This is a genomic window from Psychromarinibacter sediminicola (assembly GCF_029168335.1).
Lineage (GTDB): Bacteria > Pseudomonadota > Alphaproteobacteria > Rhodobacterales > Rhodobacteraceae > Psychromarinibacter > Psychromarinibacter sediminicola.
This window is the reverse complement of record NZ_JARGYC010000016.1, coordinates 31,893-51,793: the sequence shown is the minus strand read 5'-3', so window position 1 is coordinate 51,793 and position 19,901 is coordinate 31,893. Positions and strand designations below refer to the sequence as shown.

Below are 19,901 nucleotides of genomic sequence, written 5' to 3'. Positions count from 1 at the left end.
ACGCGAACACAGGCACGAGAGATGGGGCACCCGCCATGCTGGAACTGGGCCAGACGAACGACGCCGCCGCGCCGGCCGACCTGATCAAGGACGTCACCGAGCAGACCTTCGTCGCCGACGTGATGGAAGCGTCCAAGGAGGTTCCCGTCATCGTCGACTTCTGGGCGCCGTGGTGCGGCCCGTGCAAGACGCTGGGCCCGCAGCTGGAACAGGCGGTGACGGCGGCGCGCGGCAAGGTGAAGATGGCCAAGCTGAACGTCGACGAGAACCAGCGCCTGGCCTCGGCGCTGGCGCAGCAGGGCCTGCCGCTGCAGTCGATCCCGACGGTCGTGGCCTTCGTCGACGGGCAGCCGGTGGACATGTTCCAGGGCGCCGTGCCGCAATCGCAGATCAAGGAATTCATCGACCGCGTGGCCGCGATGAAGAGCGGCGGCGGCGAGGATGACGGCGGCCTGTCCGAGGCGCTGGAGGCGGCCGAGCAGATGCTGACCGACGGCGCCGCGACGGACGCGGCCCAGACCTTCGCCGCGATCCTGGGCGAAGAGCCGGAGAACGCCGCGGCCTATGGCGGGCTGGTGCGCGCCCATGTGGCGATGGACGACCTGGACCAGGCCGAGGCGATCCTGAACGGTGCCCCCGCCGGGATCAGCAAGGCGCCCGAGCTGGAGGCCGCGCATGCCAAGCTGGAGCTGGCCAAGCAGGCGGCCGGCGTCGGCCCCGTGGCCGAGCTGCAGGAGAAGGTCGACGCCGACCCGAACGACCACCAGGCGCGGTTCGACCTGGCGCAGGCGCTCTACGCCACGGGCGACGTGCAGGGCGCGGTCGACCAGTTGCTGGAACTGTTCCGCCGCGACCGCGAGTGGAACGACGGCGCCGCCAAGACGCAGCTTCTGACCATCTTCGAGGCGTTGAAGCCGCAGGATCCCATCGCATTGAGCGGGCGGCGGAAACTGTCCTCGATGATATTTGCCTGACCGGGCGCCCGGCCTAGCTTGGCCCTCATGTTTCCCGCGGCCGACCTGCCCGAGTCCATCCCGGTCTTTCCGCTGCCCGGCGCGCTCTTGCTGCCGCGCGCCAAGCTGCCGCTGCACATCTTCGAGCCGCGCTACCTGGCGATGCTGGACGACACGATGAAGACGACGCACCGGCTGATCGGCATGGTGCAGCCCTACGAGACGCCGGACGGCGACAACCACAGGCTGCACCGGATCGGCTGTGCCGGGCGGCTGACGGCGTTCTCGGAAACCGAGGACGGGCGCTACCTGGTCACCCTGACCGGCATCTCGCGGTTCCGCATCCGGCAGGAGCTGGACGGCTTCACCCCGTATCGCCGCTGCGAGGTCGACTGGGACGGCTTCGGCCGCGACCTGGGCGCGACCGAGCATGACGAGGGGTTCGACCGCGACGGCTTCTTCGACCTGCTCGGGCGGTACTTCGAGGAGGAAAGCCTGAAGACCGACTGGGACGCGCTGAAGGAGGCGGATGACGAGCTTCTGATCAACTCGCTGGCCATGCTCTGCCCGTTCGAGCCCGAGGACAAGCAGGCGCTGCTGGAGGCGCCGTCGCTGACCACCCGACGCGAGACGCTGGTGACCCTGATCGAGTTCGCCCTGCGCGGCGGCTACGGCGACGAGATGATGCAATGAGCCTGCCCGACGACACGCCCAAGTTCGACCCGCGGATGCTGGAGGCGCTGGTCTGCCCGCAGACCCACGCGGTGCTCAGCTACGACGCCGAGAACCAGGAGCTGATCTCCAAGGCCGCGCATCTCGCCTACCCGATCCGCGGCGGCATCCCGATGATGCTGATCGACGAGGCCCGCCCGCTGGAATAGCCCCGGCATCCCTGTTTCTTCTGGTCGGAAATATCCCGGGGGGTTTGGGGGGCTGGCCCCCCAACGCAAGCAACAGAACGCGCTGCAGGCGCTCCTTTTTACAGCGCCCGGCCGCGCAGGAGCTTCGGCACATCGCCCGTCACACCGGCCGCCTCGCGCATCAGGCCGCGGCGCAGGCCGGGCAGGCCGTTGATCACGCCGAGCCCGATGTCGCGGCCCAGGCGCAGGAGCGGATTGTCGTTCGAGAACAGGCGGTTGACGCCGTCGGTCATCCAGGCCAGCGTGGCCACGTCGAAGCGGCGCCAGCGTTCGTAGCGCTGCAGCACGTCGAGCCGGCCGATATCCTCGCCGCGGCGATGCGCCTCGACCAGCACCTCGGCCAGCGCGCCCACATCCTTCAGCCCGGCGTTCAGCCCCTGCCCCGCCAGCGGATGCACCCGGTGTGCCGCGTCGCCCACCAGCGCCACCCGGGGCGCGGCGAAGCGGTGGGCGATCGACAGCGGCACGGGATAGTGAAAGCGCCGGCCGGCGAGGGCGATGTCGCCCAGGAAATCGCCGACGCGCGGGCGCAGCAGGGCGAGATAGGCGTCGTCGTCCAGCTCGGCGATGCGGCGGGCGGCCGAGTCGGTCTCGGTCCAGACGATGGAGGAGCGGTTGCCAGGCAGCGGCAGGATCGCCAGCGGGCCGGGGGGCATGAAGAACTGGTGCGCGATGCCGTTATGCGGTTTCTCGTGGGAGATGGCGCAGGAGAACGAGGTCTGCCCGTAGGACCAGCTCATCCGGCCGATGCCGGCGCGGGCGGCGGTGCGGGAGGTCACGCCGTCGCAGCCGACGACCATCTGCGCCGTCAGCGCGCGGCCGTCGGACAGCGTCGCGGTGACGCCGCCGTCGTCCACCGCGTGGCCGGTGACGTCGACGCCGGTGATCTGGGTGATCCGCGGCTCGGCGTCCAGCGCGTCCTGGTAGGCGCGGCGCAGGTAGCGGTCCTCGACCACGTAGCCGGGGGGCCATTCCTCGATCTCGGCGCCGTCGAACAGCAGGAAGAACGGCGCCGCCCCCTCGCCCGCGCGGCCGTCGGTGACCTGGATCTTGTGGATCGGCTGGGCGTGGCCCGCCACCGCGTCCCAGATGCCGATGGCGCGCAGAAGCTGCGCGGGCGCGTGCGACAGCGCATAGCTGCGGCCGTCGAAATCGGGATCGGTGCGCAACTCTGGCGCGAGACGTTCGACGAGCGTGACCTCCAGCCCCGCCTGCGCGAGGGCCAGCGCCAGGGCGGGCCCGTTCAGGCCGCCGCCTATGAGGATCGCATCCATGCCCGGGTCATATGCGCCGCCGGGCGGGATTGTCCATGCGCCTTGCTGCCGCTAGCGTGGCGTTGCGAAATCGGAGGCGCGCATGTCCGAGGACTGGCTGTGGCAGACGGCGGCGGAACTCGGCCGCGGGATCGGGGCGGGCCGGATCGACCCCGTCGCGCTGACCGATACCTACCTCGCCGCGATCGACGGCCATGCCGATAGCGCCCGCATCTATGCGCGCACGACGCCGGACCGCGCCCGCGCCGAGGCGAAGGCGGCGGCCGAGCGGGCGCGGGCGGGCCTGCGCCGGTCGCCGCTGGACGGGGTGCCGATCTCCTGGAAGGACCTTTACGACAGCGCCGGCGTGGCGACCGAGGGCGGCTCCGCGCTGCTGAAAGGCCGGGTGCCGGAGCGCGACGCGCGGCTCCTGGCGAACGCGACGGCGGCGGGGCTGGTCTGTTTGGGCAAGACGCATCTGTCGGAGCTGGCGTTTTCCGGGCTGGGGCTGAACCCGGTCACCGCGACGCCGCCCAACGCGAACGACCCCGAGGCGGTGCCGGGCGGCTCCTCCTCCGGCGCGGCGGCCTCGGTGGCCTTCGGGCTGGCGGCGGCGGGGATCGGCTCGGATACCGGGGGGTCGGTGCGGGTGCCGGCGGCGTGGAACGACCTCGTCGGGCTGAAAAGCTCGCACGGGCGGCTGTCGCTGGCGGGGGCGCTGCCGCTGTGCGAGAGCTTCGACACCGCCGGGCCGCTGTGCCGCTCGGTCGAGGACGCGGCGCTGCTGCTGGCGGCGCTGGAGGGCGGCAGGGCGCCGGACCTGCGCGGCGCGGCGTTCCGGGGCACGCGCCTGATGGTCCTGACCACGGGCACGATGGACGCACTTCGCGACGAACCGCGCGCCGGATTCGAGAGCGCCATCGACCGGCTGCAGGCCGCCGGCGCGGAAATCGAATGGCGCGAGATTCCGCTGGTCGCCGAAATGCTGAAGCTCTCGCCGGTTCTCTACGCGACCGAAGCCTACGGCACCTGGAAAGAGACGATCGAGGCGGCGCCGGACAAGATGTTCCCGATGATCCTGGAGCGGTTTCGCGGCGGGGCGGCGTTCGGCGGCGCGGATTTCGTGGCTGCCTGGCGCGACCTGCGCCGCTATCGGGCCGGCTGGGCGCGTGAGGCGGCGCAATATGATGCGGTCATCATCCCGACGACCCCCAACATGCCCCCGAATGCGGCGCGTCTGATGGAGGACCACAGCTACTATGTCACCGAGAACCTGCTGACCCTGTCGCATACCCGGATCGGCAATCTGCTGGATCTCTGCGGGCTGACGCTGCCCACCGGGCTGCCCTCGGCCGGCGTGCTGTTCATGGCCCCGCCGGGGCAGGAGGAACGGCTGCTGCGCATCGGTGCGGCGGCCGAGGCGGCGCTGGCCTAAAAGCCACAACTCGCCGCGGCAAGGTCGCAAAAACGCTTGGCTTTCTGGACCGGTCCCGCCCCGCCCGTTACCTTCAAGGGCAAAACGGGGCGGCAACGACCCCGGACCTGAGGCACAAGAGCAGCAATGACGTTCCCGGAGCGGTTTTCGAACCTGCCAGAATACGCATTTCCGCGTCTGCGGACGCTGCTGGACGACTATGCGCCCGGCGGCGAGCCGATTCTGATGTCGCTGGGCGAGCCGCGGCACCCGTTCCCGGACTGGATCGGGCAGGTCATTGCGAGCCATCTCGACGAGTTCGGGCGCTATCCGCCGAACGACGGCTCGCCGGAGCTTCTGAACGCGATCACCGGATGGATCGGGCGGCGTTACGGGGTGCCCGTGGCGTTGGACCGGCAGATCATGGCGCTGAACGGCACGCGCGAGGGGCTGTTCAACGCCTGCATGGCGCTGTGCCCCGAGGTGACGCGCGGCGGGCGGGAGCCGGCGGTGCTGATGCCGAACCCGTTCTACCAGGTCTATGCCGTCGCCGCGCTGGCCGTCGGGGCCGAGCCCATCTATGTCCCCGCCACGCGCGAGACCGGGTTCCTGCCGGATTTCGCCGCGCTGCCGGCGGAGGTGCTGGAACGCGCCGAGATCGTCTATCTCTGCTCGCCCGCGAACCCGCAGGGCGTGGTCGCCGGGCGCCCGTACTGGGCGGAGCTGATCGAACTGGCCGAGCAGCACGATTTCACCGTCTTCGCCGACGAATGCTATAGCGAGCTGTACCGCGACGACCCGCCGGTCGGCGCGATGCAGGTCGCCTACGAGATGGGCGCCTCGCCGGAGCGGGTCGTGATCTTTCATTCGCTGTCGAAACGGTCGAACCTGCCGGGCCTGCGGTCGGGCTTCGTGGCCGGCGGACCGGAGAGCATCGCGCGGATCAAGACGCTGCGGGCCTATGCCGGCGCCCCCCTGCCCCTGCCGCTGCAGCGGGTGGCCGAGCGGCTCTGGGCCGACGAGGCGCATGTCGCGGAGAACCGCGCGCTCTATCAGGAGAAATACAGGCTCGCAGACGAGATCTTCGGCGACATCCCCGGCTATCTGCCGCCAGAGGCCGGGTTCTTCCTGTGGCTGCCGGTGGCCGACAGCGAGGAGGCGGCGTTGAAGCTCTGGACCGAGACCGGCGTGCGGGTGCTGCCCGGCGCCTATCTCGGCCGCGACACCGGAGACGGCAACCCGGGCGCGGGGTATATTCGGGCCGCACTGGTGGCCCCGTTCGAGGACACGCGGCGCGGGCTTACACAGCTCCGCGACTGCTTATACGGGTGAGGAACAAGAGTAACATGGCATCTTATCAGGTCAGACAGCGCGAGCGTCTTTTCGACAGCAAGACCCAGGCGGTGCTGGAGCGGCGCAGCAAGGAGCTTCTGGGCGTCACGCTGGTGGTGCTGGGCGTGCTGACGGGGATGATCCTGTTTTCCTACGTGCCGGACGACCCGTCGTGGATGTCGGCGACCGACGAGCCGGCGCGGAACCTGCTGGGCCGGTTCGGCGCCTCGATCGCGTCGCCGCTGTTCATCATCGTGGGCTTCGGCGCCTGGGGCTTTCCGCTGGTGTTCTTCGGCTGGGGCGTGCGGTTTTTGCTGCACAAGGGATCCGACCAGGCGCTGAGCCGGGTGATCTTTGCCCCGATCGCCATCGCGCTGGCCTCGGTCTATGCCTCGACCCACGTGCCGTCGAGCGTCTGGACGCATGCCTTCGGCCTGGGCGGGCTGTTCGGCGACACGGTGCTCGGCGCGGTGCTGGGCGTGGTGCCGATCACCGCGACCTTCGGGCTGAAGGTGCTGGCGCTGGTCTTCGCGCTGGGGACCGTGGGCATGGCCCTGTTCGTTCTGGGCTTCACCGTGGCGGAGCTGCGCGGGCTGGCGAAGTTCATGGGCGTGGGCTTCGTGCTGGCCTATGCCAGCCTTCTGTCGCTGCTCGGCCGCGGGGCGACCGGCGCCGTCACGGGCGCGATGCGCGGAACCGCGGCGCTGAAGGCGGCGCGGGCCGAGCGGGCGGAGCGCCGCCGGCTGGCCGCCGAACAGGCCGCCGCGGAGGAACAGGCGATGGCCGCCGAGATGGAGGTCGCCCCGCGGATGACCCGCGCGGCGCGGCCGCTGGTGGCGCGGCGGCCGGCGGAGGCGTTCGTCGAGGAGGCACCGCATCCCGAACCCGCGCCGGAGGCGTCGCAGAAGGCCGGCCTGCGCCTGCGCCTGCCGGGGCTGATGAAGCGCGAGACCGAGGACCTGCCCGAGCCGGAACTGGTGGAAACCGACGACACGCCCGAGCTGGAGCCGTTCGACGCGGAAAACGGCGACCGGATCAAGGCGAAGATCTCCAGCGCGGTGAAGGCGCGCGTGCGTCAGGTCTCCGGGCGGCACACCAGCCAGCCTGAGCCGTCGCTGACGCGCGGCCGGGGCCACGGGCCGAAGCCGATGCTGCTGAACAACCCGGCGGCGGCCGAGGGCGGGATGCCCGCCGAGCCGCCGCTGACCGCGCATCAGGCGCATCTGCAGGAGCCGCCGGTGACGACGCCGGTGCGGCCCTCCGCGCCGCAGCCCGCCGAGGACACGGAAGACGAGTCCTGGGCCGCCTATCACGCGACGCAGGCCGAGCCCGAGATGCAGAGCGAGCGGGTCGACCGCTCCGCCATCCCGGCGCCGCACCGCCCGCCGGAGCCCGAGCCGCGCGCCGTGGTCCAGCACGCCCCGCGCAAACCCACCGCGCCCTCGCGCCAGGCGCAGGCCGAGGCACAGCCGCAATTGCAGTTCGAGGAGCCGGCGGAGGCGTTCGAACACCCGCCGCTGTCGCTTCTGACCAACCCGGCCGAGATCACCCGGCATCACCTGTCCGACGAGGCGCTGGAGCAGAACGCGCGGATGCTGGAGACGGTGCTGGACGACTACGGCGTGAAGGGCGAGATCGTCGCGGTCCGCCCCGGCCCCGTCGTCACCATGTACGAGCTGGAGCCGGCGCCGGGCCTGAAAGCGAGCCGTGTCATCGGGCTGGCCGACGATATCGCGCGGTCGATGTCGGCGCTGTCGGCGCGCGTCTCCACCGTGCCGGGGCGGTCGGTCATCGGGATCGAATTGCCGAACGCCAACCGCGAGAAGGTGCTGCTGCGCGAGATCCTGTCGGCGCGCGACTTCGGCGACACCAACCAGAAGCTGCCGCTGGCGCTGGGCAAGGATATCGGCGGCGACTCGGTCGTCGCGAACCTGGCCAAGATGCCTCACCTGCTGATCGCGGGGACCACCGGCTCCGGTAAATCCGTCGCGATCAACACGATGATCCTGTCGCTCCTGTACCGGCTGACACCGGAGGAGTGCCGGCTGATCATGATCGACCCGAAGATGCTGGAACTGTCGGTCTATGACGGCATCCCGCACCTGCTGTCCCCGGTCGTCACCGACCCGAAGAAGGCCGTCGTGGCGCTGAAATGGGTCGTGGCCGAGATGGAGGAGCGCTATCGCAAGATGTCCAAGATGGGCGTGCGCAACATCGAGGGCTACAACGGCCGCGTGGACGACGCGCTGAGCCGCGGCGAGATGTTCAGCCGGACGGTGCAGACGGGCTTTGACGACGACACCGGCGAGCCGGTCTTCGAGACCGAGGAGTTCCAGCCCGAGAAGCTGCCCTATATCGTCGTGATCGTGGACGAGATGGCCGACCTGATGATGGTCGCCGGCAAGGAGATCGAGGCCTGCATCCAGCGTCTGGCGCAGATGGCGCGGGCCAGCGGTATCCACCTGATCATGGCGACGCAGCGGCCCTCGGTCGACGTCATCACCGGCACGATCAAGGCGAACTTCCCCACGCGGATTTCCTTCCAGGTCACGTCGAAGGTCGACTCGCGGACGATCCTGGGCGAGCAGGGCGCCGAGCAGCTTCTGGGCATGGGCGACATGCTCTACATGGCCGGCGGCGCGCGGATCACCCGGGTTCACGGGCCCTTCGTGTCGGACGAGGAGGTCGAGGAGATCGTCAACTACCTCAAGGCCTACGGCCCGCCGGACTACGTCGGCGGCGTCGTGGACGGGCCGGACGAGGAAAAGGAGAGCGACATCGACCTGGTGCTGGGCCTGGGCGGCAATACCGACGGCGAGGATGCGCTCTACGATCAGGCGGTTGCCATCGTCATCAAGGACCGCAAGTGCTCCACCTCCTACATCCAGCGCAAGCTGGCCATCGGCTACAACAAGGCCGCGCGGCTGGTGGAGCAGATGGAGGAAGAGGGGCTGGTCTCGGCGTCGAACCATGTCGGCAAGCGGGAGATCCTGGTGCCGGAACAGCAGTAGGATCGGAAACGTCCCGGTGTGAAAGGCCCCTGCCTTGCGCGGGGGCTTTTTCGTCGGGATGGCTTTCATGGCGCCAATGCGGTACTATTTGGGGTATGATCGGAGGTAGGGGCGCGATGACGCACCGGACACGCAGGTCCACGAGCATGACGCTGGATGGCGACGTTCTGGACGAGGCCAGGCGGCTCGGCATCAATATCTCGCAGGCCGCAGAGGGCGGGCTGGTCTCTGCAATCCGGGCGGAGCGGGCCAGGGTCTGGAAAGAGGAAAACGCCGGCGCGATCGACGATTACAACGCTTTCGTCGAAGCGAACGGCGTGCTCCTGAGCCGCTTCCGCAAATTCTGAGCTTGGCGTCGCAGTTCGACCTTTACCGGGTGGACGGCGGAGACCTTGTCGTCATCCTTCAAAGCGACCTTCTTGACCGGTTGCAGACACGTGTCGTTGCGCCGCTCGTTCCCGCCGGGTCTGTCGACCGGGTCATGACGTCGCTCAATCCCGCGGTCACATTGGGCGAGGCGCCCTACCTCGTCATGCCGCAATTGGCCGCGACGCTGGCGCTGGCGGAACTCGGAGAGCGCGTGGGATCGCTCGCCCAGATGCACGACGAGATCGTACGTGCCGTCGATGCCCTGCTGTCCGGAATCTGAGCGACGCCCGACCGCGCCGCTGTCGGCCAATCTCTGCAACGTGAAAGCCAAAGCGGGTGCAAACGCGCTGCGACATGGTTAAATGCGCGGCATGAAACTCGTTCGCTTACTCCTTCTGCCGCTGATGCTGGCGGCCATGGTGCAGCCCGCCTTTCCCGAGGCGCTGAACCTGAACCAGATTACCCGCTACCTGAACTCGATCGACACGGCGCAGGGGCGGTTCACGCAGATCAACAACGACGGCTCGATCTCGACCGGGACGATCTATATCCGCCGGCCCGGGCGCATCCGGTTCGAATACGACCCGCCCAACGACGCGCTGGTGATGGCCGGCGGCGGGCAGGTGGCGATCTTCGATCCCAAGTCGAACCAGCCGCCCGAGCAGTACCCGTTGAGCCGCACGCCGCTGAACCTGATCCTGAAGCGCGACGTGAACCTGCAGCGCGAGAACATGGTGACGGCCTTCGAATACGACGGCACGGCCACCATGATCGTGGCACAGGATCCCGAGAACCCGGAATACGGCAATATCCGCCTGAAATTCACCGGCCCGCCGGTCGAGCTGCGGCAGTGGATCATCACCAGCGGAGACGGCACGCGCACCACGGTGACGCTGAACGACCTACAGACGGACGCTTCGCTGCGCGCCGGGCTGTTCAACATCCCGCAGGAGATCCGGCGGCGCGGACGCTAACGCCCGCGCGGTCCGGGAGGGCGGGCCGCGACACGCCTCAGCGGCAGCGGTTCAGCTGCACCTCGTACATGATCGCGCGCTCCTGCACCCGGTCGGCATAGCGCATAAGCCACGGCTTGGCGCGATAGCTTTCCCGGGCATAGCCGGCCTGCCCCTCGTGATAGGCGAGGTACTGATTGCGCGCGTCGCGCTTGGAAATGCCCAGCCGCTTCTCGGTATTGGTCATGTACCAGCCGATGAAGTCGGCCGCGTCGCGGATATCGGTGCGCTTGGCGCGGCGGCGGCCCTCTTCGGCGAGGTATTCGTCCCAGGTGCCGTCCAGCGCCTGGCTGTAGCCGTAGGCCGAGCTTTGCCGGCCCATCGGGATCACGCCAAGCACGAAGCGCAGCGGTGTGCGCGCGTCGCCCTCGAACTTGGACTCGTGGTAAATGGTGGACATCATGACGTGCAGCGGCACGCCCCACTTACGTTCCGCCCGCTCGAAGGCGCGGCGGAAATCGGGACGCTCGCGCAGCATCGCGCAGGCGTTGTCCAGGTTGCGCGGCGGCGCCACGCTGCCGCCCCCGCCGCAGGACGCGACGAGAACCATCAGAATCAGCGCTCGGAGGGTCCTGCCCATTTGCCCCTCGATTTTTTCGTTGTTACCGCTTTCTAGCGAATTTTGACCGGGCCCGAAACGGATTTTCAAGACAGCCGGATCACAAAAGCGCAGGCTGTGCCGGCCGGCCCGCGCCGAATCACTGTCGGAGGCGGTTCCACACACTGTTTCTGGGAAATTCCGGCCCCCGGCATGGACAAGGACCTTCGCCATTCGCTAGGAAAATGGAGAAACGGGGGCGAAAATATGTTGAGAACGCGCGCAAAATACTCTCTCGGGCAGGTGGTTCGCCACAAAAAACACCCATTTCGCGGGGTCGTCTTTGACGTGGACGCCATGTTTTCCAACACCGAGGAATGGTACCGGGCCATCCCCGAGGACAGCCGTCCGTCCAAGGATCAGCCGTTCTACCACCTGCTGGCGGAGAACGAGAACAGCTATTACGTCGCCTATGTGTCCGAACAGAACCTCGTCGCGGATTACTCCGGCGAGCCTGTGGATCACCCCGACCTGCCGGACCTGTTCGGCGATTTCGAGGACGGGCACTACCCGCTGCATGTTCAGTTGAACTAGGCGGTTGCGGGCGGATCCCCCGCCCTACGGGTCGTCGGTCTCGACCGGCAGACCGCGCTTCTTCCACGCCGTGAAGCCGCCCTCGATCTCGGCCACGTTGTCGTGCCCGAACTGCTGCAGCGCGTCCGCCGCCAGGGCCGAGCGCCAGGCGCTGGCGCAGAACAGCACCAGCGTGCGGTCGGTGGCCAGCGGTTCCTTGTGATAGGGCGAGGCCGGGTCGATCCAGAATTCCAGCATGCCCCGCGGGGCGTGGAAGGCGCCGGGGATGCGGCCGGCGCGGGACAGCTCGCGGATGTCGCGGATGTCGACGAGCAGCGCCTCGCCCGCCTCGGCCTTCGCCCGCGCCTCGTCCGGGGTCAAGCTGGCGATGCGGGTCTTGGCCTCGGCGACCAGTTCCGTCACGGGGCGGATGGGCATGTCGATCTCCTCAATAGCCGAGCGCGCATCCGTCCTTGCGGGGGTCGGAGCCGCCCTCCAGCACGCCGATGTCGTGGTGGATGCGGATCGCCTGCGCGCCGCCGAGCCCGAAGGGCGGGCGGGCGACCTCGTGACCGCGGTTCGACAGGTTCTGCATCACCGCGTCGGAATAGCCGTCCTCGACCATCAGCGGCCCGCCCGGCTGGGGGAACAGGCGCGGGCCGTCGATGGCGGTCTGCGGGTCCATGCCGAAATCCACCATGTTGGACATGAACCGCACATGGCCGCAGGGCTGGTACTGCCCGCCCATCACGCCGAACGCGGTGTCGAGCCGCCCGCCCTTGCGCAGCATGCCGGGGATGATCGTGTGCATCGGCCGCTTGCCGCCGCCGGCCTCGTTCGGATGGCCCGCCTCCAGCGTGAAGCCGGCGCCGCGGTTCTGGAACAGGATGCCGAAGCGGTCGCTGGCCAGCCCCGACCCGAAGCTGTGGAAGATCGAACAGATCAGCGACACGGCCATGCGGTCGCGGTCGATCACGGTGATGTAGATCGTGTCGCGATGCACCGCCTCGGCCAGCGCGGCGGGGTTCGGCGCGGCGCGGTTGCGGTCGATCAGCCCGGCGAGCGCCTTGCCCGTGGCCGGATCCAACATGTGGGCCAGCCGGGTGACGTGGTCCGGGTCGGCCAGAAAGCGGTTGCGCGCGTCGTAGGCGAGCTTCGCCGCCTCCACCTCCAGATGCGCGCGGTCGGCGCAGAACGGGTCCAGCACCCCGAGGTCGAAATGCGACAGGATGTTGGCCATCAGGATCGCGGTGGCGCCCTGCCCGTTCGGCGGATGCTCCACCAGTTCCATGCCGCGGTAGTCGCCCGAGACCGGCTCGCCGTAGGCGCTGGCGGTGGCGGCGAAATCCTCGGCCGTGTGCGTGCCGCCCAGCGCGCGGAGCGAGGCGACCATGTCCTCGGCCACCTCGCCCTCGTAGAAGCCGGCGCGCCCCTCGGCGGCGATCCGGCGCAGCACCTCGGCCTGGCGGGGGTGGCGGAACAGGGTGCCGGCGCGCGGCGGGCGGCGATCGTGCAGGTAGTAGTCGCGGGCGACGCCCTGCAGCCAGCCCTTGGCCTCGGCCCAGTCGGCGGCCACGCGCGGGGCGACCGGCACGCCGGCCTCGGCATAGTGGATCGCGGGGGCCAGGACGTCGTCCAGCCCCTTCAGGCCGTAGTCGCCGGACAGCCGGCAGAAGGCATCGACGGCCCCGGGCACGGTGACGGCGGCGACGCCGTTCAGCGGCATCGTGCGGTGACCGGCGGCGCGCAGGTCCTGCGCCGACAGCCCCGCCGGCGCGCGGCCGGAGCCGTTCAGCGCCACGATCCGGGTGTCGCCGGGCGCCTTGATCAGTGCGAAGCAGTCGCCGCCGAGGCCGGTCATCTGCGGCTCGGCGATGCCCAGAACGGCGGACCCCGCCAGCGCCGCATCCACGGCATTGCCGCCCTGCTCCAGCATCGCGACGGCGACCTTGGCCGCCAGCGGGTGCGAGGTGGCGCAGATGCCGTTTTCGGCGAAGACCGGCGACCGGCCGGGCGTCTGGAACCGGCGCATGGAACCTCCCTGTTCGTGTCCGCTGCAGCCTAAGGGGCAACGCGGCCGGGGAAAACCGGAAAGCCGTATTCTCGGGGGAGGTGCAAACCCGGCGCCACGTGCTGGGTGGGGGCAAAAATCGACGCGGCGCCGGGTGAAGCCATGCAGCTACACCTGTGTTGTCGCCCCGGCGCGCGGCGCGGATAAGACCATGGCTGGGTGTTTTCGTGACAGATGCGCCCCGCCGCCACGCGGGCGCCGCAGGCGGGGCGGATCACCTGCCGGGTTCGCGCAGGCGCATTCGGAGCAGATTGCCCCCGGGCAGCCGCGCATATGTCAGGTCGTCGGCCAGGCTGCGGATCAGGTACCAGCCGAATCCACCCTCGGGCGTCCGGGCCGCGCGCGATGCCGTGTCCGGCAGGTCGCCCTGCGGAACGGTATCGCCGGGCATCGGCGCACCGTCGTCGAAGAGCCACAGGTCGAGCCCGTCGTCGCGCGTCTCGGAGTGCAGTTCGATCGTGCCGTCGGGGCGGTCCCGCTGAGCGTGTTCGACCACGTTGTTCAGCGCCTCCGCCAGCACCAGTTCGGCCCGGTCGATCAGCGCATCGGGCACGCCCTGTCCCCGCCAGTCGGCGCAGAGGTCGGCAAGGATGCGCCGCACGTCGCGCGCGCAGGGCTTCAGCCGGGTGCGCCGGAGCCGCGGGCCCGGGCGCGTGTCGCCGCAGGTCGACGCCTCCGCCTCAGGGGGCATCGGCCGTTGCGTCCATCGCCGTGGCGACATCGGGGTGGATGACGAAGACGGTATCCATCCGGGTCAGGCGGAACACTTTCTCGACCTTGCCGCGCGGCGCCGCGAGGTCGAGCCGGCGGTCCGGCGCCAGCAGTTTCATTGCCGCGACGACGGCGCCGAGGCCGCTGGAATCCAGAAACTCGACCTGGCCGAGGTCCAGGACCACCCGCCCCGGCGCATCCGCGGCGCAGTCGCGGAACGCATCCTTGAATTCGACGGCCGAGGCCGCGTCGATTCGCGGCTCGCAGACCCGGATCAGCCGCGTCCCGCCCACGGTTTCCGTTTCAAGCCGCATCACGCTCTCCTTCGTCCGGACGCGACGGCGACCCTAGACGGCAATCGTTACCATTCGGTATGCAGCGATGCGGAGACTCGGTTGGAGGACCAAGGCATGAAGGACGTCGTGATCGCCGGGGCGGCACGGACCCCGATGGGCGGATTCCAGGGCGCGCTGGCGCCGCTGACGGCCCCCGAGCTGGGCGGCGCGGCGATCCGCGCGGCGCTGGACGGGGCCGGCGCAGAGGCCGACGCCGTGGCCGAGGTGGTCATGGGCTGCGTGCTGCCCGCCGGCCAGGGCCAGGCGCCGGCCCGGCAGGCGGGCTTTGCCGCGGGCCTGGGCGAGGACGTCCCGGCGACGACGCTGAACAAGATGTGCGGCTCGGGGATGAAGGCGGCGATGCTCGGCGCCGACCAGATCGCGCTGGGCCGCGCCGACATTCTCGTCGCGGGCGGGATGGAGAGCATGACCAACGCCCCCTACCTGTTGCCGCAGATGCGCGGCGGCGCACGGATCGGGCACGGGCAGACCATCGACCACATGTTCCTGGACGGGCTGGAGGACGCCTATGACAAGGGCCGCCTGATGGGCACCTTCGCCGAGGACTGCGCCGAGAAATTCCAGCTGACCCGCGAGGCGCAGGACGAGTATGCGCTGGCCTCGCTGTCGCGCGCGCTGGAGGCGCAGGAAAGCGGCGCCTTCGACGACGAGATCGCCTGCGTCACCGTCACCACCCGCCGCGGCGAGGTCTATGTCGCGACCGACGAACAGCCGGGCAAGGCTCAGCCGGACAAGATCCCGCATCTGAAGCCCGCCTTCCGCAAGGACGGCACCGTGACGCCGGCGAATTCCTCGTCGATCTCCGACGGCGCGGCGGCGCTGGTGCTGGCCTCGGAGGAGGCCGCCGCAGCGCAGGGCCTGACCGTCCGCGCCCGGATCGTCGGCCATGCCGGCCACGCGCAGGAACCGGGCTGGTTTACCACGGCGCCGATCCCGGCGGCGCGGAAGCTGCTGGAGACGATCAGCTGGAAGACCGACGACGTCGATCTGTGGGAGGTCAACGAGGCCTTCGCCGTCGTACCGATGGTGTTCATGAAGGAACTCGCGCTCGACCACGCGCAGGTGAACGTCAACGGCGGCGCCTGCGCGCTGGGCCATCCCATCGGCGCCTCGGGCGCGCGGATCGTGACGACCCTGCTGAACGCGCTGGAGCGGCGGAACCTGAAGCGCGGGGTGGCCGCGATCTGCATCGGCGGCGGCGAGGGCACGGCCATCGCCATCGAGCGCCCCTGAGCGCCCTGCCCGATCCACGGAGCCACGCATGGACTACCCCGCCCTCGCCCGGACCATCGCCAGTCTGACCGCCGGCGAGACCGACGAGATCGCGCTGATGGCGACCGTGGCCTGCGAGCTGCACCATGCCGACGACCGGTTCGACTGGACCGGGTTCTACCGGGTCACCGCGCCCGGGCTTCTGAAGATCGGGCCGTACCAGGGCGGGCATGGCTGTCTCGTCATCCCGTTCGACCGCGGGGTCTGCGGCGCCGCGGCGCGGACGGGCGAGGTGCAGCTGGTGCCGGACGTGGCGGCCTTTCCCGGCCATATCGCCTGCGCCGCCTCCACCCGGTCCGAGATCGTGCTGCCGGTGCGGAACCGGGCGGGCGACCTGATCGCGGTCCGGGACATCGACAGCGACCGGCCGGACGCCTTCGACGAGACCGACGCGCAAGAGCTGGCGGCGATCCTGGACGCCGTCTTCGCGCGGTGACGGGCCCCTCGGCATCCCCGAGCCGGGCCGGGGCGGCATGAGCGCGGACTATGCCCCGCCCGACGTGCCGCTGGAGGTCCTCCACGCGGATCACGAGATCCTGGTGGTCGACAAGCCCGCGGGCCTGCTGTCGGTGCCCGGCAAGGGCGCGCATCTGGCCGACTGCCTGCTGGCCCGGGTGCAGGCGGCCTTCCCCGAGGCGCTGCTGGTCCACCGGCTGGACCGCGACACCTCCGGCGTCATGGTCTTTGCTCTGACGCAGCCGGCGCAGCGGCACCTCGGCCTGCAATTCGAGAAGCGGCAGGCGAAGAAGACCTACGTGGCGCGGGTCTGGGGCGCGCTGACCCCGGCGAAGGGCACCGTGGACCTGCCGCTGATCGTGGACTGGCCGAACCGGCCGCGACAGATGGTGGATCACGCGCGGGGCAAGCCGGCCCAGACGGACTGGCGCGTCATGCGGGTGGAGGACGGGACCACGCGGGTGCGATTGATGCCGAAGACGGGGCGGAGCCACCAGTTACGGGTGCATATGAAGGAACTCGGGCACCCGATCCTGGGCGACCCGTTCTACGCCGAGGGCGCGGCGCGCGACTGGCCCCGGCTGATGCTGCACTCCGAGAGCCTGCGGCTTAGGCATCCCGATGGCGGCGCCGGCGTGACCTACAAGGCGAAGGTGCCGTTCTGACCGGGCGCCCGTGTCGGACCCCCGGCCGCCCGCGCGCCTGCGACGGCGCGGCGGCGCAGCGGCTCAGAAGGACGTCGTGGTGTAGTCCACCTCGTCGGGATACATCGTGTCCTCGATCGACGTCGTGTGCACCACGTCCAGCCGCCCGTCGTTGACCCGGCTGATATATTGCTGGCCGAACACCTGGTGGGTCTTGCCGTTGAACCGCTTCGGCCCCTGCGGATGCTCGCGCGACTGCGGAAACTCGGTCATCGCCTCCACGGCCTCGACCAGAAGCTGGCGGTCCTGCGGTCCCGAATACCCGGCCGCCTCCATGGCGTCCTTGATGACGTAGAGCGTCTCCCAGCAGCCGAACATGTGGGCATAGGTCGACACGTCGGACGGGTCGCTGACCGAAGAGCCGGTGTCGTCGACGCCCACCTTCTCGCGGTAGAAGGCGTCGTACTCCGACTGGTCCGCCTGCGCATAGCGCGGCATCCCCTCCCAGAAATAGGTGTCGTTCAGGAAGTCCAGCCCCGGCGAATCCAGCGCCACGGCCTCCAGCGAGTCGATGAACCCGAAGATCGCCGGCGCCGACGGCCCGAAGAACTCGCCCAGCTCCTTCACGAAGGTCAGCACGGCGGGACCGACCATCACGTGATACAAGACTTCGGTCTCGCGCGGGATCTGCGGGAAATAGCGGGTGAACGAGGTCTCGGTCGGCGGGATCGGCACCAGCCCCACGATCTCGCCGCCATTCGCCTCGACCGCGGCCGAGAAGAAGTCGCGGTGGTCGTGGCCGAACGCATAGTCCGGAAACACCATCGTGACCTTCTTGCCGAGATTCCCCAGCACCCAGGGCGCCATCGACATCACCTGGCTCTTCACGTCGGTGATGCCGGGCTGCAGCGTCCAGCGGTTCAGCGCGCCCGAGGCCACGTGATGCCCCTCCGACACCACGAAATACGGCAGCTGCAGCTCGCCCGCGCGCGGGGCGGAGCCCATGACGACGTGGGAAAACAGCGTCCCGAAGCCGATGTCGCAGTTGTGTTGGTTGGCGAACTTCTCCACCACCTCGGCGCCCCGGCGCGGATCGGTGCCGTCGTCCTCGGCGACGATCTCCACCGGGCGGCCGTTGATTCCGCCCGCCTCGTTGATCAGCGTCGCGGCCGCCTGCGTCGTCCGGTCGTACCAGCGGCCATAGGCCGCCCCGATCCCGGTGCGGTGCACCTGGAACCCGATGCGGATCGGCTCGGCGCTCTGCGCGTGGGTGTAGCGAGCCCAGAGCGGCAGCGTCGCCGCGGCGCCGCCCCCGGCGGCAAGCGTCTTCAGCGCCCCGCGGCGCGTGGTGTTGCTGGTCATCTCCTGAACCCCCCGGTTCTGCCTGCGCGGACCCCGGTCCGCCGTTTGTGTCCCGAGTGTGCAAAGCAACCCCCGCACTGTCCACGGATTTCTTTGCGCATCCGCCGCGGCGCCACCCGCCCGAGACGCGCCCCCATGCTTCTTCTGGTCGGAAATATCCCGGGGGGCCGTTCATTGTGCGCCATCGGTGCGAGCACGATGGACGGCGGGGGCTGGCCCCCCACCTCGGTCGGATCGCGCAGCGATCCGAAACGTCCCTCAGAACCGCGGCGAGGCCAGCAGCCACAGCCCGAACAGCGTGTAGCCGATCATGAACAGCGCCAGCGGCGCCTGGCTCAGCGCCGCGCGCCGGCCGTCGCCCACCGCCTTCACCGCCAGCGCATGGGCCAGCAGCACCGCCAGGACGTGCCCGACCACGACCGCGCCTGCCTGCACCAGGTAGATCACCTGCACCGTGCCGGTGGTGTTGAAGAACCCGGTGGTGACATAGAACTCGCCCAGCCCCAGCAGATCCGCCCCGGTCAGGAACGGATCGCTCAGCGCCACCAGCGCGTACTGCCCGTCCACCATGAAGCTCGTCAGGTAATGTGCCACGTGATAGCCCAGCGCGATCGGCACCACCGACGGCGCGAACAGCGCGAAGGCCCGGGACAGGCGCATCCCGCTCCGCACCAGCCGCAGCCCGGCCCAGATGCAGCCGCTCAGCACCGCAACCAGCGCCAGGTTCGCCACGACCATCCCCGCCAGCGTCGGCCAGACGATGGCGGAGCGGCCGGGAAACTCGAACGGGTTCAGGCCCAGCACGCCCAGCCACCAGAAGGTCTCGTTGACGCCGTCGAAGCTGCCGGTGCCGAGGATCAGCACCGACAGGAGCGCCATTCCCGGCGCCGCCCGCCCGCGCAGGATCTGCCAGCCCGGCACCCCGATCCGCAGCCGCCCGCCGCGGCGGCCGAAGACGCCCACCCGCGCATAGGCCGCCAGCGCCATCGACAGCCCCTCGCCCCGGCGCAGCCAGCGCGGGCCGAAGACCAGTGCCATGCCGAAGGTGAACAGCCAGTAAAGCGCCACCGCCACGGCCAGCCGGTCCGGGTCCGCCGGCGCCGGGTCGGCCAGCAGGAAGCCGGCGAAGGCGAGGAAGGTCGCCACGCCCGGCCACACCCCGCTCCGCAACCGCCGCACCCGCCATCCGCCGGCGAGGCGCCGCAGCACGGCCAGCGGCCCGCTCCACGGGTTCAGCCAGGCCCAGAGGTTGCCCAGCAGGCCCTGCGCCACGACGAGCCCGACCCAGAAGACGGTCCAGACCACCAGCGGCAGCGGGTTCGCCAGCGGGTCGCGCGGCCCCGCGAGCCCCGCCACCACAAGCGCCGCCAGCAACAGGAAGGACAGGCAGCTTGCGACGACCCGCGCCCCCTCGGCCCGCCACCGCAGAACGGCCACCGACGCGAACAGCCGCGCCGCCCAGCCGGCGGGCAACAGCGCCAGCAGAACCACCGTTGCCGCCACCGCCGCCACGCCGGCGCCGGTGTAGAGATCCGTCGGCAGGAGCAGCACCAGCCCCTGTTCCGAGGCATGGGCCAGCGCCCGCCCCGGCACGACCGCGGCGAGCAGGAGAACGAAGGCTTTGCAGGCGCCGGGAAGAAGGTTAGCTTTCAT

At 69.9% G+C, this 19,901-nt stretch carries 21 protein-coding genes; 13 read left to right on the top strand and 8 right to left on the bottom strand.

Annotated features, from left to right (window positions below):
* Window positions 1-35 precede the first annotated feature (35 nt).
* From P1J78_RS08080 to P1J78_RS08070, 3 genes are read left to right on the top strand one after another with little or no spacing between them, the layout of a single operon-like run.
* Window positions 36-974: a thioredoxin family protein gene (locus P1J78_RS08080; RefSeq protein WP_275566829.1), complete on the top strand. Its 939-nt coding sequence runs from the start codon at window positions 36-38 to the stop codon at window positions 972-974.
* Between the two features lie 27 nt (window positions 975-1,001).
* Window positions 1,002-1,646, top strand: coding sequence for an LON peptidase substrate-binding domain-containing protein (locus P1J78_RS08075; RefSeq protein WP_275566828.1), 645 nt, complete (start codon window positions 1,002-1,004; stop codon window positions 1,644-1,646).
* A complete protein-coding gene (locus P1J78_RS08070) occupies window positions 1,643-1,834 on the top strand; it encodes a Trm112 family protein (RefSeq protein WP_275566827.1) in 192 nt (63 codons plus the stop codon). The genes P1J78_RS08075 and P1J78_RS08070 overlap by 4 nt, the downstream gene beginning before the upstream one ends.
* Window positions 1,835-1,932: 98 nt before the next feature.
* On the opposite strand, the gene P1J78_RS08065 is transcribed toward P1J78_RS08070, so the two are convergent.
* A complete protein-coding gene (locus tag P1J78_RS08065) occupies window positions 1,933-3,147 on the bottom strand; it encodes an FAD-dependent monooxygenase (protein WP_275566826.1) in 1,215 nt (404 codons plus the stop codon).
* 82 nt (window positions 3,148-3,229) lie between these two features.
* On the opposite strand from P1J78_RS08065, the gene P1J78_RS08060 reads away from it, so the two are divergent.
* The 6 genes from P1J78_RS08060 to P1J78_RS08035 all read left to right on the top strand — a co-directional run bounded on the left by P1J78_RS08060 (window position 3,230) and on the right by P1J78_RS08035 (window position 10,226).
* A complete protein-coding gene (locus P1J78_RS08060; protein WP_275566825.1) occupies window positions 3,230-4,561 on the top strand; it encodes an amidase in 1,332 nt (443 codons plus the stop codon).
* A gap of 126 nt (window positions 4,562-4,687) precedes the next feature.
* On the top strand, window positions 4,688-5,872 hold the full coding sequence (locus P1J78_RS08055; protein WP_275566824.1) for an aminotransferase class I/II-fold pyridoxal phosphate-dependent enzyme: 1,185 nt from the start codon (window positions 4,688-4,690) through the stop codon (window positions 5,870-5,872).
* A gap of 14 nt (window positions 5,873-5,886) precedes the next feature.
* The gene (locus tag P1J78_RS08050; protein WP_275566823.1) at window positions 5,887-8,883 is read left to right on the top strand and encodes a DNA translocase FtsK; all 2,997 of its coding nucleotides are present in this window, start codon (window positions 5,887-5,889) and stop codon (window positions 8,881-8,883) included.
* 95 nt (window positions 8,884-8,978) lie between these two features.
* On the top strand, window positions 8,979-9,230 hold the full coding sequence (locus P1J78_RS08045; protein WP_309568119.1) for a type II toxin-antitoxin system CcdA family antitoxin: 252 nt from the start codon (window positions 8,979-8,981) through the stop codon (window positions 9,228-9,230).
* A 2-nt stretch (window positions 9,231-9,232) separates the two neighbouring features.
* Complete coding sequence (locus P1J78_RS08040; protein ID WP_275566821.1) at window positions 9,233-9,532, top strand: CcdB family protein; 300 nt, start codon at window positions 9,233-9,235, stop codon at window positions 9,530-9,532.
* Window positions 9,533-9,623: 91 nt separating this feature from the next.
* Window positions 9,624-10,226 (top strand): LolA family protein, encoded by a 603-nt coding sequence (locus tag P1J78_RS08035; RefSeq protein WP_275566820.1) that lies wholly within the window; start codon window positions 9,624-9,626, stop codon window positions 10,224-10,226.
* Between the two features lie 37 nt (window positions 10,227-10,263).
* Here P1J78_RS08035 and P1J78_RS08030 read toward each other — a convergent pair whose 3' ends face one another.
* Entirely contained in the window at window positions 10,264-10,845 is a 582-nt protein-coding gene (locus tag P1J78_RS08030) for a transglycosylase SLT domain-containing protein (RefSeq protein WP_275566819.1), read from the bottom strand.
* Window positions 10,846-11,070: 225 nt separating this feature from the next.
* On the opposite strand from P1J78_RS08030, the gene hspQ reads away from it, so the two are divergent.
* On the top strand, window positions 11,071-11,397 hold the full coding sequence (hspQ, locus tag P1J78_RS08025; protein WP_275566853.1) for a heat shock protein HspQ: 327 nt from the start codon (window positions 11,071-11,073) through the stop codon (window positions 11,395-11,397).
* Window positions 11,398-11,421: 24 nt separating this feature from the next.
* Here hspQ and P1J78_RS08020 read toward each other — a convergent pair whose 3' ends face one another.
* From P1J78_RS08020 to P1J78_RS08005, 4 genes are all read right to left on the bottom strand, one after another.
* Window positions 11,422-11,814 carry a rhodanese-like domain-containing protein gene (locus P1J78_RS08020; RefSeq protein WP_275566818.1) on the bottom strand — a complete coding sequence of 131 codons (393 nt, stop codon included), beginning with the start codon at window positions 11,812-11,814 and terminating at the stop codon, window positions 11,422-11,424.
* A gap of 10 nt (window positions 11,815-11,824) precedes the next feature.
* Window positions 11,825-13,408 carry a gamma-glutamyltransferase family protein gene (locus P1J78_RS08015; protein WP_275566817.1) on the bottom strand — a complete coding sequence of 528 codons (1,584 nt, stop codon included), beginning with the start codon at window positions 13,406-13,408 and terminating at the stop codon, window positions 11,825-11,827.
* Between the two features lie 253 nt (window positions 13,409-13,661).
* Window positions 13,662-14,138 (bottom strand): ATP-binding protein, encoded by a 477-nt coding sequence (locus tag P1J78_RS08010; RefSeq protein ID WP_275566816.1) that lies wholly within the window; start codon window positions 14,136-14,138, stop codon window positions 13,662-13,664.
* Entirely contained in the window at window positions 14,128-14,472 is a 345-nt protein-coding gene (locus tag P1J78_RS08005; RefSeq protein ID WP_275566815.1) for an STAS domain-containing protein, read from the bottom strand. The genes P1J78_RS08010 and P1J78_RS08005 overlap by 11 nt, the downstream gene beginning before the upstream one ends.
* A 96-nt stretch (window positions 14,473-14,568) precedes the next feature.
* On the opposite strand from P1J78_RS08005, the gene P1J78_RS08000 reads away from it, so the two are divergent.
* The 3 genes from P1J78_RS08000 to P1J78_RS07990 are packed head-to-tail and all read left to right on the top strand — an operon-like array spanning window position 14,569 to window position 16,907.
* Window positions 14,569-15,747, top strand: a complete 1,179-nt coding sequence (locus P1J78_RS08000; protein ID WP_275566814.1) for a thiolase family protein — start codon at window positions 14,569-14,571, stop codon at window positions 15,745-15,747.
* A gap of 28 nt (window positions 15,748-15,775) precedes the next feature.
* Window positions 15,776-16,222: a free L-methionine (R)-S-oxide reductase MsrC gene (msrC, locus tag P1J78_RS07995; protein ID WP_275566813.1), complete on the top strand. Its 447-nt coding sequence runs from the start codon at window positions 15,776-15,778 to the stop codon at window positions 16,220-16,222.
* Between the two features lie 37 nt (window positions 16,223-16,259).
* Window positions 16,260-16,907 carry an RluA family pseudouridine synthase gene (locus P1J78_RS07990; RefSeq protein WP_275566812.1) on the top strand — a complete coding sequence of 216 codons (648 nt, stop codon included), beginning with the start codon at window positions 16,260-16,262 and terminating at the stop codon, window positions 16,905-16,907.
* A gap of 63 nt (window positions 16,908-16,970) precedes the next feature.
* Here P1J78_RS07990 and P1J78_RS07985 read toward each other — a convergent pair whose 3' ends face one another.
* Together P1J78_RS07985 and P1J78_RS07980 are read right to left on the bottom strand one after the other, a co-directional pair.
* Complete coding sequence (locus P1J78_RS07985; RefSeq protein ID WP_275566811.1) at window positions 16,971-18,248, bottom strand: ABC transporter substrate-binding protein; 1,278 nt, start codon at window positions 18,246-18,248, stop codon at window positions 16,971-16,973.
* Window positions 18,249-18,506: 258 nt separating this feature from the next.
* The gene (locus P1J78_RS07980) at window positions 18,507-19,901 is read right to left on the bottom strand and encodes a phosphatidylglycerol lysyltransferase domain-containing protein (protein ID WP_275566810.1); all 1,395 of its coding nucleotides are present in this window, start codon (window positions 19,899-19,901) and stop codon (window positions 18,507-18,509) included.

Bases quoted from the DNA above. Each gene is read 5' to 3' on its own strand.
- P1J78_RS08080 (WP_275566829.1), top strand. From the start codon at position 36: ATGCTGGAACTGGGCCAGACGAACGACGCCGCCGCGCCGGCCGACCTG.
- P1J78_RS08075 (WP_275566828.1), top strand. From the start codon at position 1,002: ATGTTTCCCGCGGCCGACCTGCCCGAGTCCATCCCGGTCTTTCCGCTG.
- P1J78_RS08070 (WP_275566827.1), top strand. From the start codon at position 1,643: ATGAGCCTGCCCGACGACACGCCCAAGTTCGACCCGCGGATGCTGGAG.
- P1J78_RS08065 (WP_275566826.1), bottom strand. From the start codon at position 3,147: ATGGATGCGATCCTCATAGGCGGCGGCCTGAACGGGCCCGCCCTGGCG.
- P1J78_RS08060 (WP_275566825.1), top strand. From the start codon at position 3,230: ATGTCCGAGGACTGGCTGTGGCAGACGGCGGCGGAACTCGGCCGCGGG.
- P1J78_RS08055 (WP_275566824.1), top strand. From the start codon at position 4,688: ATGACGTTCCCGGAGCGGTTTTCGAACCTGCCAGAATACGCATTTCCG.
- P1J78_RS08050 (WP_275566823.1), top strand. From the start codon at position 5,887: ATGGCATCTTATCAGGTCAGACAGCGCGAGCGTCTTTTCGACAGCAAG.
- P1J78_RS08045 (WP_309568119.1), top strand. From the start codon at position 8,979: ATGATCGGAGGTAGGGGCGCGATGACGCACCGGACACGCAGGTCCACG.
- P1J78_RS08035 (WP_275566820.1), top strand. From the start codon at position 9,624: ATGAAACTCGTTCGCTTACTCCTTCTGCCGCTGATGCTGGCGGCCATG.
- P1J78_RS08030 (WP_275566819.1), bottom strand. From the start codon at position 10,845: ATGGGCAGGACCCTCCGAGCGCTGATTCTGATGGTTCTCGTCGCGTCC.
- hspQ (WP_275566853.1), top strand. From the start codon at position 11,071: ATGTTGAGAACGCGCGCAAAATACTCTCTCGGGCAGGTGGTTCGCCAC.
- P1J78_RS08020 (WP_275566818.1), bottom strand. From the start codon at position 11,814: ATGCCCATCCGCCCCGTGACGGAACTGGTCGCCGAGGCCAAGACCCGC.
- P1J78_RS08015 (WP_275566817.1), bottom strand. From the start codon at position 13,408: ATGCGCCGGTTCCAGACGCCCGGCCGGTCGCCGGTCTTCGCCGAAAAC.
- P1J78_RS08010 (WP_275566816.1), bottom strand. From the start codon at position 14,138: ATGCCCCCTGAGGCGGAGGCGTCGACCTGCGGCGACACGCGCCCGGGC.
- P1J78_RS08005 (WP_275566815.1), bottom strand. From the start codon at position 14,472: ATGCGGCTTGAAACGGAAACCGTGGGCGGGACGCGGCTGATCCGGGTC.
- P1J78_RS08000 (WP_275566814.1), top strand. From the start codon at position 14,569: ATGAAGGACGTCGTGATCGCCGGGGCGGCACGGACCCCGATGGGCGGA.
- msrC (WP_275566813.1), top strand. From the start codon at position 15,776: ATGGACTACCCCGCCCTCGCCCGGACCATCGCCAGTCTGACCGCCGGC.
- P1J78_RS07990 (WP_275566812.1), top strand. From the start codon at position 16,260: ATGAGCGCGGACTATGCCCCGCCCGACGTGCCGCTGGAGGTCCTCCAC.
- P1J78_RS07985 (WP_275566811.1), bottom strand. From the start codon at position 18,248: ATGACCAGCAACACCACGCGCCGCGGGGCGCTGAAGACGCTTGCCGCC.
- P1J78_RS07980 (WP_275566810.1), bottom strand. From the start codon at position 19,901: ATGAAAGCTAACCTTCTTCCCGGCGCCTGCAAAGCCTTCGTTCTCCTG.